This is a genomic window from Paraflavitalea sp. CAU 1676 (genome assembly GCF_029223285.1).
Classification (GTDB): Bacteria; Bacteroidota; Bacteroidia; order Chitinophagales; family Chitinophagaceae; genus Paraflavitalea.
In genome coordinates this window covers 296,319-309,924 of record NZ_JARHUJ010000009.1, presented here as the reverse complement: position 1 = coordinate 309,924, position 13,606 = coordinate 296,319, and the positions used below count along the sequence as shown (strand labels likewise).

General features: G+C 51.5%; 14 protein-coding genes. 9 read left to right on the top strand and 5 right to left on the bottom strand.

Annotated features, from left to right (window positions below; translation table 11 throughout):
* Positions 1 to 102 precede the first annotated feature (102 nt).
* The 7 genes from ccoS to P2H89_RS28295 all read left to right on the top strand — a co-directional run bounded on the left by ccoS (position 103) and on the right by P2H89_RS28295 (position 6,665).
* Positions 103 to 252, top strand: coding sequence for a cbb3-type cytochrome oxidase assembly protein CcoS (ccoS, locus tag P2H89_RS28325; protein WP_275833521.1), 150 nt, complete (start codon positions 103 to 105; stop codon positions 250 to 252).
* 3 nt (positions 253 to 255) lie between these two features.
* Entirely contained in the window at positions 256 to 2,442 is a 2,187-nt protein-coding gene (gene ccoN, locus P2H89_RS28320) for a cytochrome-c oxidase, cbb3-type subunit I (RefSeq protein ID WP_275833519.1), read from the top strand.
* 140 nt (positions 2,443 to 2,582) lie between these two features.
* Complete coding sequence (locus P2H89_RS28315; protein WP_275833517.1) at positions 2,583 to 2,750, top strand: CcoQ/FixQ family Cbb3-type cytochrome c oxidase assembly chaperone; 168 nt, start codon at positions 2,583 to 2,585, stop codon at positions 2,748 to 2,750.
* A gap of 9 nt (positions 2,751 to 2,759) precedes the next feature.
* Complete coding sequence (locus P2H89_RS28310) at positions 2,760 to 3,965, top strand: cbb3-type cytochrome c oxidase N-terminal domain-containing protein (RefSeq protein ID WP_275833515.1); 1,206 nt, start codon at positions 2,760 to 2,762, stop codon at positions 3,963 to 3,965.
* Between the two features lie 64 nt (positions 3,966 to 4,029).
* Complete coding sequence (gene ccoG / locus P2H89_RS28305) at positions 4,030 to 5,451, top strand: cytochrome c oxidase accessory protein CcoG (RefSeq protein WP_275833513.1); 1,422 nt, start codon at positions 4,030 to 4,032, stop codon at positions 5,449 to 5,451.
* A 69-nt stretch (positions 5,452 to 5,520) separates the two neighbouring features.
* Positions 5,521 to 5,958, top strand: coding sequence for a FixH family protein (locus P2H89_RS28300; RefSeq protein ID WP_275833511.1), 438 nt, complete (start codon positions 5,521 to 5,523; stop codon positions 5,956 to 5,958).
* Positions 5,958 to 6,665: a sulfite exporter TauE/SafE family protein gene (locus P2H89_RS28295; RefSeq protein ID WP_275833509.1), complete on the top strand. Its 708-nt coding sequence runs from the start codon at positions 5,958 to 5,960 to the stop codon at positions 6,663 to 6,665. The genes P2H89_RS28300 and P2H89_RS28295 overlap by 1 nt, the downstream gene beginning before the upstream one ends.
* On the opposite strand, the gene P2H89_RS28290 is transcribed toward P2H89_RS28295, so the two are convergent.
* A complete protein-coding gene (locus P2H89_RS28290; RefSeq protein WP_275833507.1) occupies positions 6,662 to 7,897 on the bottom strand; it encodes a PAS domain-containing sensor histidine kinase in 1,236 nt (411 codons plus the stop codon). The genes P2H89_RS28295 and P2H89_RS28290 overlap by 4 nt on opposite strands.
* Positions 7,898 to 8,016: 119 nt before the next feature.
* The gene (locus P2H89_RS28285) at positions 8,017 to 8,292 is read right to left on the bottom strand and encodes a hypothetical protein (protein ID WP_275833505.1); all 276 of its coding nucleotides are present in this window, start codon (positions 8,290 to 8,292) and stop codon (positions 8,017 to 8,019) included.
* Positions 8,293 to 8,543: 251 nt separating this feature from the next.
* On the opposite strand from P2H89_RS28285, the gene P2H89_RS28280 reads away from it, so the two are divergent.
* Positions 8,544 to 8,966, top strand: coding sequence for a DUF3788 family protein (locus P2H89_RS28280; protein ID WP_275833503.1), 423 nt, complete (start codon positions 8,544 to 8,546; stop codon positions 8,964 to 8,966).
* Here P2H89_RS28280 and P2H89_RS28275 read toward each other — a convergent pair.
* Positions 8,941 to 9,444 carry a pyridoxamine 5'-phosphate oxidase family protein gene (locus P2H89_RS28275; RefSeq protein ID WP_275833501.1) on the bottom strand — a complete coding sequence of 168 codons (504 nt, stop codon included), beginning with the start codon at positions 9,442 to 9,444 and terminating at the stop codon, positions 8,941 to 8,943. The two genes, P2H89_RS28280 and P2H89_RS28275, sit on opposite strands and share 26 nt — an antisense overlap.
* Before the next feature lie 131 nt (positions 9,445 to 9,575).
* On the opposite strand from P2H89_RS28275, the gene P2H89_RS28270 reads away from it, so the two are divergent.
* Positions 9,576 to 10,448 (top strand): universal stress protein, encoded by an 873-nt coding sequence (locus tag P2H89_RS28270; RefSeq protein ID WP_275833499.1) that lies wholly within the window; start codon positions 9,576 to 9,578, stop codon positions 10,446 to 10,448.
* Between the two features lie 82 nt (positions 10,449 to 10,530).
* Here P2H89_RS28270 and P2H89_RS28265 read toward each other — a convergent pair whose 3' ends face one another.
* Together P2H89_RS28265 and P2H89_RS28260 are read right to left on the bottom strand one after the other, a co-directional pair.
* On the bottom strand, positions 10,531 to 11,418 hold the full coding sequence (locus tag P2H89_RS28265) for an aldo/keto reductase (RefSeq protein ID WP_275833497.1): 888 nt from the start codon (positions 11,416 to 11,418) through the stop codon (positions 10,531 to 10,533).
* Positions 11,419 to 11,571: 153 nt separating this feature from the next.
* Positions 11,572 to 13,605: a monovalent cation:proton antiporter-2 (CPA2) family protein gene (locus P2H89_RS28260; protein ID WP_275833495.1), complete on the bottom strand. Its 2,034-nt coding sequence runs from the start codon at positions 13,603 to 13,605 to the stop codon at positions 11,572 to 11,574.
* Position 13,606 lies beyond the last annotated feature (1 nt).

The window sequence follows — 13,606 nt, the reverse complement described above, 5'->3', positions numbered from 1 at the left end:
GGCTTTGCGAAGGTGCACCTGATCAATATCAGTTGATGCGATAATGTATGTCATCTCTATTCCTTGCCGTGCTGGATACTTTTGGGCCGTTAACTTTTCTTTATGACCGTGATCATTTTACTCCTGGCCGCCAGCATTTCCGTCTCCGCCATCTTCCTGGCGGGTTTTATCTGGTGTGTAAGGCACAAGCAATACGACGACGAGTTTTCTCCTCCTGTGAGGATCTTATTTGATGATAAACCCAAAGCATAAATCATGATCGTTAGTGAAAGCACCGCTGCACCGGCACAGCATTTGACCTCTCCTTCCCTGCCGGTAGAAAAGTTCTCGTACGACAACAAGATCGTTAAATGGTTTGCCTATGCGGTCCTTTTCTGGAGCCTGGTGGGCATGCTGGCTGGTTTATGGGCCTCTATTTCTCTTTTTTACCCAGGCATTAATTTGGGACTTCCTGCTACCACCTTTGGCCGTATGCGTCCGGTGCACACCAATGCGGTGATCTTTGCCTTTGTGGGCAATGGCATCTTCATGGGGGTGTATTATTCGTTGCAGCGGTTGTGCAAGGCCCGGATGTTCAGCGATGCGTTGAGTAAAATTCACTTCTGGGGATGGCAGGGTATCATTGTGGCCGGTGCGATCACTTTGTTTGCCGGGTTTACGACGGGTAAGGAATATGCCGAACTGGAATGGCCCATCGACATTGCGATCACGCTGGTGTGGGTGATCTTCGGCATCAATATCTTCGGCACGATCATCAAGAGAAGAGAGAGCCACCTGTACGTTGCGATCTGGTTTTACATTGCTACCTGGGTTACCGTGGCGATGCTGCATATCGTCAACTCTTTTGAACTGCCCATCTCTCTATTTAAAAGCTATAGCTGGTATGCGGGTGTGCAGGATGCGCTGGTGCAATGGTGGTATGGCCACAATGCGGTAGCCTTCTTCCTCACTACGCCTTACCTGGGTTTGATGTACTACTTTCTGCCTAAGGCAGCAAACAGGCCTGTGTACTCGTACCGGCTTTCCATTATTCACTTCTGGGCGTTGATCTTTATTTATATCTGGGCGGGGCCTCACCACCTGTTGTACACCACATTGCCCGACTGGGCTCAATCGCTGGGGGTGGTGTTTTCGGTGATGCTGATTGCGCCGAGCTGGGGTGGTATGCTTAATGGACTCTTCACCCTGCGAGGCGCGTGGGATAAGGTGCGGGAAGATCCTGTACTGAAGTTCCTGGTGGTTGCCATTACCTGTTATGGCATGGCCACTTTTGAAGGCCCCATGCTGAGTTTGAAGAACGTGAATGCGATCTCTCACTTTACCGACTGGACCATTGCACACGTGCATATCGGCGCGCTGGGCTGGAATGGTTTCTTAACCTTCGGCGTGCTGTACTGGATCATTCCGAAGATGTGGAACACTCCCCTGTATTCGAAGAAACTGGCGGGTACGCACTTCTGGATCGGCACGATCGGCATTATCCTCTATGCAATCCCCCTGTACTGGGCGGGTTTTGCGCAGAGCATGATGTGGAAGACTTTCACTGAAGAAGGTCAGCTGAAGTTCCAGTTCCTCGAAACTGTTACCCATGTGATCCCCATGTATGTTACCCGCAGTATTGGCGGCGCGCTGTATATCGTTGGTGCGGTGATCATGGTCTACAACTTACGCAAGACTATTAAACAAGGTTCATTTGTTGCCAATGAAGCAGCTGAGGCGGCCCCTCTTCCCAAAGAGGTAGCTACGCACGGCAAGCAACACTGGCATCGCTGGATCGAGAAGCGGCCCATGCAAATGCTGGTGTTCAGCCTGATCGCGGTGGCAATTGGCGGTATCCTGGAAATGGTGCCTACGTTCCTGGTGAAATCGAATGTGCCTACGCTGAGCAGCGTGAAGCCTTATACGCCACTGGAATTGCATGGCCGTGACATCTATGTGCGTGAGGGTTGCTATACCTGCCACTCGCAAATGGTGCGTCCATTCCGCGATGAGGTGGCTCGATATGGTGAATATTCCAAAGCCGGTGAGTTTGTTTATGACCATCCTTTCCAATGGGGTTCGAAGCGTACGGGTCCTGACCTGGCGCGACTGGGCGGCAAGTACCCCGACAGCTGGCACTATAACCATATGCTGGATCCACAGAGTATGTCGCCGGGATCGATCATGCCTTCTTATGGCTGGTTGCTGGACAATAAGATCGACACGAGCAAAACGCCTGCGATGATCCGTGCGATGCAAACGCTGGGTGTGCCCTACCCTGCTGGATATGACCAGGAGGCGAATAAGGACCTGACGGCACAAGCCGAAAGCATCAAAAAGAGTTTGCAGGCCGAAAAGATCAAGACGAATCACCAACAGGAGATCGTGGCGCTGATCGCATACCTGCAAAGAATGGGTAAAGACATTAAATCTGTACCCAAAGAGGAAACGGCGATCAAGTAAGGCTTGTGCGCCGATGCAGTGACCCTAACATGAAGAGGTGTGACTGTAGGCGAAGCCACGGTAGCCGAGCGAGTGGGTGGCGACAGATTGAGTCGCAGCCAGGAACTAAACCAATACTCTAACAATTAATTCATAGGATCATGAAATTCATTCATTACCTGGAGAAGATCAGCGGTGTGAGCATTTACGGCTTGAGCTCGTTCCTCATTTTCGGCATCTTCTTCTTACTCATGCTGACGTGGGCGCTGAAGGCCGACAAAAATATGATCGACGAGATCAGCCGTATTCCATTGGACCAATCTTTATAACCAACGACCATGAATGCTCTATCTAATCTTCTCAGACGTTCGCGCATCAACCGAAACATGCGTAAAGTAACCATGCTGGCAGGATGCCTTTTTTCCAGTTCTCTTCTTTGGGCGCAACGGCCCGCGCCTGATGCCATGGGCGATCCTTTTGTAGTAACCCTGGTGGTGATCATGGCCCTGCTGGCGTTGATCATCGGGCTGCTGGCCTATGTTGTACTCGGCAGTGCCGAGTTGTACCGGGACAAAGAAAAGCAGGAAGCTGCTCTTTTGCCCCTTGAACCTGAAAAAAAAAGCCAGGGTGTGGCGCCTGTAGTGACTGCCGTTGTGGTGCTGCTTCTAGTGGGCCTGCCTGGCCTGGCGCAGGTGAACAGCATTGACCCCGATGCCGTTGTTGGTTATAAGCTTTCGGACACGGCTTTTTATCTTATGACGGGGGTGATCTTCGTTGAACTGCTGGTGATCGCAGCGTTGTTATACAACCTGCGTGTGCTGTTGGACATCAAAAAGAAAAAAGTATTTGCCACCAATGGCGCTACCGCCAAACCCAAGGAGCATTGGTGGGACAAGATCAATAAGTTCAAACCTGTTGAGCAGGAAGCTGCGATGGATATGGGCCATGAGTATGACGGTATCCGCGAGCTGGACAATCGTTTACCGCCCTGGTGGCTGTATGGTTTCTATGCCTGCATTATTTTTTCGGTGGTGTACCTGTGGCGGTTCCATGTTTCTCATTCGGGTCCATCGAGTGAGGAGGAATATCAACTGGCTGTGAAGGAGGCCGAAGAAAAGAAAGCGGCTTACCTGGTGAAGGCTGCCAATAATGTAGACGAGCATTCGGTGAAACTGATGACCGATGCCAGTGATCTGGCCAATGGCCAGAAGATCTTCGAGACGGCCTGTTTTGCGTGCCATGGCAAGCTGGGTGAGGGTGGTGTGGGGCCCAACCTCACCGACAAGTTCTGGCTGCATGGCGGCAGTGTGCAGGATATTTTCAAGACCATCAAGTATGGTGTACCCGAAAAGGGGATGAAGAGCTGGAAGGATGACTATTCGCCTGCTCAGATCGCTCAGCTTGCGAGTTATATCCATTCGCTGAAGGGCAGCAATCCGCCCAACGGCAAGGCAGCACAGGGTGAGTCAGAGGCTGGTGAAGCAGGTGACGATGCCGGTGCGCAGGAGGCTGCTAAGGTAGCTGTTGATAGCAGCGGCAAATAGGGGCCAATGTTGATCGTAGTGTGGATGGTGACTGGTGCGTTTTATTTCATTCAAGTTATTTATCATGTCGAGTGTGGGAAATATTTCATCTAAAGAAGATCGATCGCAGGATTCGTTCCGCGACCGGTTGTCGACGATGGATGCCAGGGGTAAGCGGCAATGGGTGTATGCCCAACAACCAAAAGGCAAGTTATATAATCTCCGTACCCTGGTGAGTTTGTTCTTCTTTGTGTTATTTGTTGGTCTTCCGTTCATTCATATTGACGGAAGACCTTTGTTTCTTTTCAACATTCCCGATGCGCGGTTCATTCTCTTTGGCAAGGTATTTTGGCCGCAGGACTTTTTCATCTTCGGGCTGACGATGGTGACCTTTGTGATCTTCGTGGTGTTGTTCACCGCTGCCTTTGGCCGGTTGTTTTGTGGCTGGGTGTGTCCGCAAACGGTGTTCATGGAAATGTTGTTTCGGCGGATCGAGTATGCGATCGAAGGAAGTGCTTCATTCCAGAAGCTGCAAAAAGGCAAGCCCTGGACTACGGAGCGCATTGTGCGGCGGGCCTGCAAACACATTGTGTTTTATGTGCTGTCGTTCATTATTGCCAACTTCTTCCTGGCCTATTTTATCGGTGTAAAAGAATTGTATAAGATCATCACCGAGCCGGTGAGTGAACATATTGGTAGTTTATTATCACTCGCCCTGTTCTCAGGCGTATTCTATGCAGTGTACGCGTTCTTCCGTGAGCAGGCTTGTACCGTGGTTTGTCCTTACGGAAGACTGCAGGGCGTGTTGCTGGATAAGAATTCGGTGATCGTTGCGTATGATTACAAGCGTGGCGAGCCAAGGGGCAAGTTCAAAAAGAATGCTACGATCGAGACGGGCGATTGCATTGACTGTATGCAGTGTGTGAAGGTTTGCCCTACAGCGATCGACATCCGCCATGGTACGCAGATGGAATGCGTAGGCTGTACTGCCTGTATCGATGCCTGCAACGCCATGATGGACGCGATCGGCAAGCCCCAGGGGCTGATCCGCTATGCTTCTGAAAATGGCATTGCCAATAAGGAGCCTCTGCGTTACACTACCCGGATGAAACTCTACACCGGCCTGCTTGCCCTGCTGGTGATCGTGCTGGCCGCTTTGTTAATGACGCGGAAAGATATAGATACGACGATCATGCGTACGCCGGGGATGCTGTACCAGGAGCGAGGCACTGATAGCGTTTCGAACCTGTACAATATTAAAGTGGCCAATAAGACCGCGGAGGCCTTTCCGTTGCGGCTGCAACTGGAAGGTGTGCCGGGGCGAATTGAAGTGGTCGGTGGCGGCAGCATTTCAGTGAAAAAAGAAGATGAGGGTTCGGGCACCTTCTTCGTGGTTTTGCCAAAGCAGGTGGTGAAGGAGCGCAAGTCGGCCATAAGGATAGGACTGTATGATGGTGAGCGTCGTATCGATGTGATCAAGACGAACTTCCTGGGACCGGTGGAGTGAGGCGTGTGCCCGTTCGTTAGCGGAAGACCCAGCGGAATGGATCTTATTAATCAATGAAAACTTTCTATTATGAATTGGGGCAATAAACTGATCCTGGTGTTTGTAGCTTTTGGCGGGTTCATGTCGTTTATGGTGTACCGCTGTATGCAGGCGCCGGTGAACCTGGTGGCCAAAGAATATTACCGCGATGAGCTGGCCTATCAACAGGTGATCAATGGACGGACAGCGGCCAATGCGCTGGGAGGACATGTGCGGGTGCAGCAATCGAGCGACTCCATCCTTATTCAATTGCCGGCGGCCATGCAGCAGCAGACTGTGCAGGGTTCGGTTGTTTTTTATTGTGCGGCCGATTCGCGCAGGGACCGTCGCTTCGACCTGGCGGTGAACAATGACGCCTTGCAGGTGCTGAGCCGCGACTCGCTGCTGCCGGGGCGCTATGTTGTAAAAGTTTCCTGGAAGGCAGGTACAGAACAATTCTACGCTGAAGAACCTTTTGCTTTTCAATAATGTGGACGCTCATTACCAGTGGTTTTATTATGGGCTTGTTTGGCAGCCTGCACTGCATTGGCATGTGCGGTCCGCTGGTAATGGCACTTCCGCTTGCGGGACTTTCGCCGGCAAAGCGTTTGCGATCGATCGTATTGTTTCATAGCGGCCGGCTGCTGACCTACTCGACCCTTGGATTGCTCTTTGGCTTAGCCGGCCGCCGGTTTCAACTTGCCGGATGGCAACAGGGTTTCTCGATTTCCCTTGGCATCCTGCTGCTTCTTTTGTTTTCGTTCTCCCTATTTCATAAAGCATTCCTTTCCTCGTTCGCTCCTATCCGGGCTATTCAGCAAAAGATCTCTCAATTAAATATTTTCCTGTGGCGCGCGCCTCACCAGCATGGCTTCTTATTGCTAGGCATGGCCAATGGCCTGTTGCCCTGCGGTATGGTTTACCTGGCAGTAGCGGCGGCACTAACCACCGGTGATGCTGGACTTAGTTCCTTATTTATGTTGTGCTTTGGGCTGGGCACAGCTCCTGCCCTGCTTGGTGTAGGTTATGGCGGACTACGCGTAAAGCTTTCCTTACGTAACCAGTTCAGAAAGGCGGTTCCTTTTGTAATGATGGCGATGGGTATTGTGTTGATCCTTCGTGGTCTTGATCTTAATATTCCCTTTATCAGTCCGCTGTTGCCGGCAGTTCCCGGCGGTGGCGCTTCGTGTCATTAATCTTCCAGTGATTTCAATACGATGGTGACGGTAGTTCCCGCATTGAGTTCGCTCTGCAGGCTGATGGCGCCGTTGAGCAGTTCTACATACCTTTTTACGATATGCAAGCCAAGGCCGGTTCCTTCAATGTTCACCACATTCTTTGCGCGAAAGAAGCTACTGAAGAGGTGTTGCTGATCTTCTTCGGATATGCCCATGCCCTGATCTTTCACGGACAGCCGGAGCTCACCGTTGGCGTTCTGCAGCTGTAACCAGATAGTAGCGCCTTCGGGCGAGAACTTAATGGCATTGCTGAGGAGGTTGATTATTATGTTGCGCAGCAGGCGGCTATCGGTGTGGAAGTTGGACGTTCCTTCGCATGAGGTTTGGATGGTTTGCTGTGGCTTTAGAATGAGGTTCATTTCATCGACCACTTCTGCCAGGAACTCGCGTACATTGAAGGTCACGGCTTCGGCTTTGATGCGTCCTTCTTCGAGTTTGCCGAGCGAGAGGAAGTCTTCCAACAATACATTGAGGTGCTTGACGGAATCGCGGATGCGGCGGATGTGTTTGTCGCGCTTTTCCTGGTCTTCCGATTGGGTGTATTTGCCAATGAGCGAGGCGGATGATAGTACCGTGCTTAACGGCGTGCGGAATTCGTGGGAGGCCATGGAGACAAAGCGTGACTTGATCTCGTTCAGTTCCTTCTCTTTGTTGAGGGCTTCGCTGAGTTCAGTTTGAGAACGTTCGAGTTCCTGCAAGGCTTCGCGCAGGATGAGGGTACGATCTTCGACCTTGGTTTCCAGCTCGGCGTTGAGCTTGCGCATATCTGCCGTGATCTGTTCGAGCTGGGATTTCTGATCGAGGAGTTCCTGCTCGGCTTTTTTGCGGGAAGTGATATCAACGATAAATGCTATAACAAACTGTTCGTCCTTCTGCTTATAATGGCTAAGGCTCACTTCTACCGGGAACTCGCGGCCATTCCGTGTTTTTGCAAAGAGGTCGCGGCCATGGCCCATGGTGCGGTTGGAAGGATGCTTGTAGAATCCCTTCCGGTAGTTCTCATGCTGTCCGTGAAAGCGGCCGGGTATGAGTGTTTCGATGGGCTGGCCAAGCAGTTCATCCTTTTCATACTCGAATAGTTTTGACGCGGCGGGGTTGACGAGCACGATCTCTCCCCTGCTATTGGTGAGCACGATGCCTTCGGTAGCGTATTCGAAAAGTGCGTTTACCTGCCGTTCGTCGGACTCCATGGACCGATATAGTTTTTTTACATACAATAGTCCGACCGTTATGATAATGACTATGATGCTGATGAGTATGCCTATTATCAAGCGCCTATTTTTGCCGGAAATTAAGACAAAACAGGCAGCTATTTTTCAATGAGTATGATATGATCGTATGCTGCCAGCATTCCGCCTGCGACAAACTCCACGTCGCCACCGGCTTTGAGCACTTTTTCCATGACATCGTCCAGCACCTCGAGGCTGGTTGCGTAGTCTTCTTCGATCAATAAAAGTGCCGCCCGGCGATGGGTTGCTGCATTATATACTTCTTTCAGGCCCTTTGATAGTTTTCCGGTGATACTGGCGTCATTCAATTGTTGTAGCAGTTGGTAGTTTTTCTTGCTGGCCAATTCTGGGTTCATGCAACGTATTTAGTTATTATGAATCTCACTGGCCAAGTTGCGGCCTGCCAAACAAAAATAGCCGGGTGCGGCAAGGGAGTTTTATGACATTCATCAAGTGGGGACCTGATCATGATCAGGCTTAACATGTTCGCTGTTTGCTTCCGTTCGTGATAGGGATGCTGCCTTATTTGGGTATAACACTAATTGTAGCGTTTTCGCCACACTATAATGAATGTTCATCCGTTAGAATTATCGCAAAACCCATCGTCTTGTACAGCAGTATTTTCCAGGATCAAGCCAAGAAGCCAGTTCAAAAGCTATTCCGCGAAGCACTGGACACTACGTACGATCAATGGTTGGACATCAGGCAATATGTCTTCCATAACCGGCCGGGGGTGGAAGAGCTGTATCACTACTACAGCAAAGTGGGTTGGCATATAAGGCTTCGGTATCATAAGCGGGTGATCGTGTATTGCATTCCTTATGATGGCTTCTTTGTGATCTTACTGGTGCTGGGTGAGAAGGCGATCGCTGAAGCGATGGAGAGCAGCATCTCCGATGACATGAAAGAAATGCTTCAATTGGCTACTCCGCACAGTGAAGGTCGAAGTTGCTACATCGAGGTAAGGGATGAGCAACCGATCAAGGACATCAAGAAACTTCTCGCTATAAAGCTTTTTCTGAAAGCCTAAATGATGCTTCCCCGGGGCTTTTAGTTCCATTGTTATTTTCAAAGCGGCCGGTCTTTTCCCGGAGATGAATGCGAAAGACCACGCCGTCGATCTCATTGATATCATTGGGCAGGAAGGGCCATTGTGGTGACAGGTGTGTGAGTTGACTGCTGATGACGGGCAACTTTCGATCGACCAATTTCTTCAGTGCCTCCCTGCGCAATTGCTTATCGGTTATTTCTTCATAGGTACCCCAGGCGATGACGCTTTGCCAATTGGCCATATCCCTGAACTGATCTACCTCGAAACATACCTGGGGATTTTTGCGCATGATGGCGAGTTTCATGCCATCTTCCGCGTGGCAATAAATACTGTTTCCATCATAAGCATAACTAATTGGTACTACATAGGTAGTGTTGTTTGCGTGGCAACCAATACGCCCGATCAGCTGACTACCGAGCAGTTCCTCAATCTCTTGTTGCTGTAATTTGCCGAGCATAATTTTTGTATTTACTACAAAGGTGAGGCAATCATTTGTCCTGTTCTATAACAAGGATCAGGCGCCCGGATGAGGTGTATCAATACACTCACCCTGTTGTGGTATTAACTTTATGTAAAACCCAGCCTTATATGCAAACCATTCTTGTCACCACCGATTTTACCAATGCTTCGCACAATGCGCTGTTGTATGGCCTGGGGATGGCCCGGGCTTTCAAAGCGCGCATCATCCTGTTTCATGCTTACCAGCTGCAAGCGATGGCTGTTCCGGATATGGCGACGGTAGTTGTTCCTGAAGAAGCTACCCGGGCAGCGGTGATGGATCGTTTGTCGCAGCACCTGCGTGCCGTTGGCGATGCGGGTATAGACGTGGAGCTATTGGCTGTTGAAGGCCAGGCATCGCGGGCGATCGTACAGGCGGCTGAAGAACGGAAAGCCGACCTGATCATCAGTGGTATGAAGAGCCATAGTAAAACTTTTCGTCAGATCTTCGGCAGTACGGTGACCGACCTGGCCAAACATACCCATACGCCGCTGATCGTAGTGCCGGAAGAGGCGCACTACCAACCGCCCTCCAAGATTGCATTGGCCAGTGATATCGAGCCGGAGACGGATGTGCATACACTGGATGCATTGGCGGAGATCGGCGAGCGTTTTCAGTCGAAGGTGTTTGTGATAAGGGTGATCAGTAACCGATTTGAAGAAGTTTATGAACTGCTACATAAGACTGAGAAACTAAACAGGTTGTCGCGCAAGCTGGAAACCCAATTTACGTACGCACAGAATAAGGATGTGGCCGATGCGCTGAGCTTTTTTGTACAGGCGGAGCGCATCAACCTGCTGGCGATGGTGCCGCACAAACATACGTTGCTGGAGAAATGGTTTTTCAAGAGCACGACGAAAGCAATGATCTTCAAGAGTCCGGTGCCGGTGCTGGTATTGCCGGAGAAGACGGTGCATTACGAGCCGGCGGGCAAGCGGGCCGAGCATCATAGCGGCTTGTAGGTGAACGCGGGATTGTAGGGATAAAAATTACAAAGGGGTTGCTGGCGGATGCCGGCAACCCCTTCTATTATGTTGGACGGCGTTAAACGCCGCGGGATGCATTGTACAGCTCGTACCAATCCTGGTTATCGAGGTCGATGGTAAAGGAGTTGGCGATGTTACGGATCCTTTGTTCGCTGGTGGTGCCGATGAGTGGCAATGCACCCAGCTTCACGAGCCAGGCCACGGCGATCGATTCCAGATCGGCGTTGTACTTCTTTCCAATCTCTTCGAGCTTTGCGCGTACGCGGGCTGCCTTTTCGGAGGTTCCGTTGGCGATTTGACCTGCGGCAAGCGGTGACGATGCCAGCGGTCGCATGTAACGCTGCTTGGAGTAATCTACTTGTCCGTTGTCGAGGGCAGTTGTGTTGAGCAGGTTGAGCTCCACATGGTTGGTTACGATGGGCGTTTTCAGGTAAGAAGCCAGCAGCTGGTGCTGGAATACCGAGAAGTTCACCACACCGATGTTCTTTACCTTGCCCGACTCCTTCAACCTTTGCAGGGTGAGGGCGGTTTCCTCGAGGTTGGAGATGGGATCGAGGTTGTTGAGCAGGAAGATATCGATATAATCGGTGCGTAATTTCTTGAGGGAGCTATCGACACTCTTCAGGATATGTTCTTTGGAGGTGTCGCAATAGCGGATGCGTACATCGGGGCGTGAGGCATGGGGCTCGAGCACGCCACATTTGGTGAAGATGACGAGGTCTTCCCTTTTCACTGATCCGTTTGCGATAACATTTCCAAACAGCTCTTCACAGGCATATCCTCCATATATATCGGCATGATCGAATGTGTTGATACCAAGTTCAAGACAGAGATGGATGGTATTTTCCATCGCTTTGGCCTTATTGTCTACATCCTGCCAACGGTAAAATCCATAGATAGCGGGCGATACCTTGGGTCCGGCGTCACTTAAATAAATCTTTTTCATGTTGTTTAATCGGTTAAGACGGATACGTTATGGGGCGGAAGATAATACATTTCTATCAATTTAGTAGGCTGTGAGCCTGCTTGCTGTGGCAGGCCCGGTTCGTGCCCTTTGAGCAGATGCGTTAACGTCCGGAATGGGCCAGCGGGAGCTACCTTAAGCCGTGCCCGGCGGGTTTTCGTCCTGTTTGCCGGGCGAATGGTGCTCATGTTCGGGGGGGATGCCCGGATCCCAGATGCCGTCGGCGCCGGCTTCGGCCCGTACAGCGAGCATTTCGGCGGACAGGTCGTGTGCAGAAAGATTGCCGGGACCGCCGTCGTGGCCTTCCAGGGCGGCCGCTTCGGTTAGTTCGTGGCGGGGCTCCTGGACGATCCTATCGGCCTGCACGAGCTGGGTGAGCTCTTCCATATTGCGGCGGGCTGCGGTAATGTACTCTTCATCATTTCGGATGGTGGAGAGGTACTTCAGCGCTTTTTCGTCGTGGGTGAAGAAGGTTTTGGCGGCCCTGTCGGCAATGGAAGACGTATACCCCAGCAGCTTCATGGCATCGACCCCGAGGCGAAGACTGGTATCAAGTGTTTCGCGGTAGATGTGCAGCATCCCGGCGTTCATGAGATCATAGGCATCGTAGCGGTTCGTGGAGCGTACTAGCATCTGGAGATTGGGGAAGTGCTTCTTGATGGTCTCTATCACTTCGAGCCGCTTCTTGGGATCGCCAATGGCGATGACGATAACCTTCGCTTTGTGTGCGCCCGCTATCTCAAGCAGGTTGTGGCGGCTGGCATCGCCATAATAGACCTTATAACCTATACGCCGCAGCCAATCGACATTATCGCTATCGGTATCGAGGATGGTGGCGCCTACGTTGTTGGCGCGCAGGAAGCGGCCTACGGTATTGCCAAAGTGACCATAGCCTGCGATGATGACAGGGTTGTTCTCTTCTACGATATCACTTTCCCGGATGGTGGTAGTGAGCATGGAGGTAGTGACGGCACAGAGTCGCGGCACGATGAGCTTTTCATTGGCCAGGGTAACGAGGGGCGTAAGCGCCATACTGATGGCGACGACGGCCATCATGATCTCGCCGGTTTCTTTGCTGAGAATATTTCCCTGCAGGGAGAAACTGATGAGTACGAAGGCGAACTCTCCGATCTGCGCAAGGCCGAAACTAAAGATGGTATTCTGCGCTGTGCTCATCCCAAAGGCTTTTCCCACTACAAATAACACAACGAGTTTAAGCAGGATGACGCCGAGTACCAGGCCAGCTATCATCCAGGGGTGCGGTATGATCAGCCCAAAATTGATGGAGGCGCCTACGGCGATAAAGAATAACCCAAGCAGTAATCCTTTGAAGGGATCGATATCACTTTCGAGTTCGTGGCGGTATTCGCTATTGGCCAGTACGACTCCGGCGAGGAAGGTACCCAGTGCGGGGCTGAGGCCTACGGATGTCATGAGTACGGCGATGCCGACCACCAATAACAAGGCGGTGGCGGTAAACATTTCGCGCATGCCCGTTTTGGCGATGAGGCGAAAGAGCGGGCGTGTGAGGTAGCGGCCTGTTACGATGATGAGTAAAACAGAGCCCAATACCAGGAGTGTTTGCGCCCAGGAAGGAAGTGTACCTGCCAGGCCCGCCTGATGATGTGCCGCAGCTTCTGCTTCGGATAGGTTGGCAGAGAGCAACGGAAAGAGCGCCAGCATGGGGATGACGGCGATATCCTGGAAGAGGAGTACGGAGAAAGATGATTGTCCGGCCGCGGTTTGCATTATTCCTTTTTCCTGTAGCGACTGTAACACGATCGCTGTAGAGGAAAGTGATACGATCATGCCTACTGCGAGTGATTCGCGCCAGCCGATATTGAACAACATGGCGATGCCCGCAACGATGACGGTGGTGAGCACTACCTGCATACCGCCCATGCCGATGATGGAACGACGCAGGTGCCAGAGGCGGGATGGTTCGAGCTCGAGGCCAATGACGAAGAGCATCATCACGACTCCGAATTCGGCGAAGTGCATGAGATCCTGTCCTTCTTTGCCGATGAGCTTGAGGACGGCGGGGCCCATGATGATACCTGCGATGAGGTATCCCAATACGGAACCGAGGCCCAGCCTTTTGGCGATGGGAACCATGATGACGGCCGCTGCCAGGTAGAGCATGGCCTGGAATATGAATGTATCCTGCATA

Coding starts and splice junctions, on each gene's coding strand:
- ccoS (WP_275833521.1), top strand. CDS start 103: ATGACCGTGATCATTTTACTCCTGGCCGCCAGCATTTCCGTCTCCGCC.
- ccoN (WP_275833519.1), top strand. CDS start 256: ATGATCGTTAGTGAAAGCACCGCTGCACCGGCACAGCATTTGACCTCT.
- P2H89_RS28315 (WP_275833517.1), top strand. CDS start 2,583: ATGAAATTCATTCATTACCTGGAGAAGATCAGCGGTGTGAGCATTTAC.
- P2H89_RS28310 (WP_275833515.1), top strand. CDS start 2,760: ATGAATGCTCTATCTAATCTTCTCAGACGTTCGCGCATCAACCGAAAC.
- ccoG (WP_275833513.1), top strand. CDS start 4,030: ATGTCGAGTGTGGGAAATATTTCATCTAAAGAAGATCGATCGCAGGAT.
- P2H89_RS28300 (WP_275833511.1), top strand. CDS start 5,521: ATGAATTGGGGCAATAAACTGATCCTGGTGTTTGTAGCTTTTGGCGGG.
- P2H89_RS28295 (WP_275833509.1), top strand. CDS start 5,958: ATGTGGACGCTCATTACCAGTGGTTTTATTATGGGCTTGTTTGGCAGC.
- P2H89_RS28290 (WP_275833507.1), bottom strand. CDS start 7,897: ATGGAGTCCGACGAACGGCAGGTAAACGCACTTTTCGAATACGCTACC.
- P2H89_RS28285 (WP_275833505.1), bottom strand. CDS start 8,292: ATGAACCCAGAATTGGCCAGCAAGAAAAACTACCAACTGCTACAACAA.
- P2H89_RS28275 (WP_275833501.1), bottom strand. CDS start 9,444: ATGCTCGGCAAATTACAGCAACAAGAGATTGAGGAACTGCTCGGTAGT.
- P2H89_RS28270 (WP_275833499.1), top strand. CDS start 9,576: ATGCAAACCATTCTTGTCACCACCGATTTTACCAATGCTTCGCACAAT.
- P2H89_RS28265 (WP_275833497.1), bottom strand. CDS start 11,418: ATGAAAAAGATTTATTTAAGTGACGCCGGACCCAAGGTATCGCCCGCT.
- P2H89_RS28260 (WP_275833495.1), bottom strand. CDS start 13,605: ATGCAGGATACATTCATATTCCAGGCCATGCTCTACCTGGCAGCGGCC.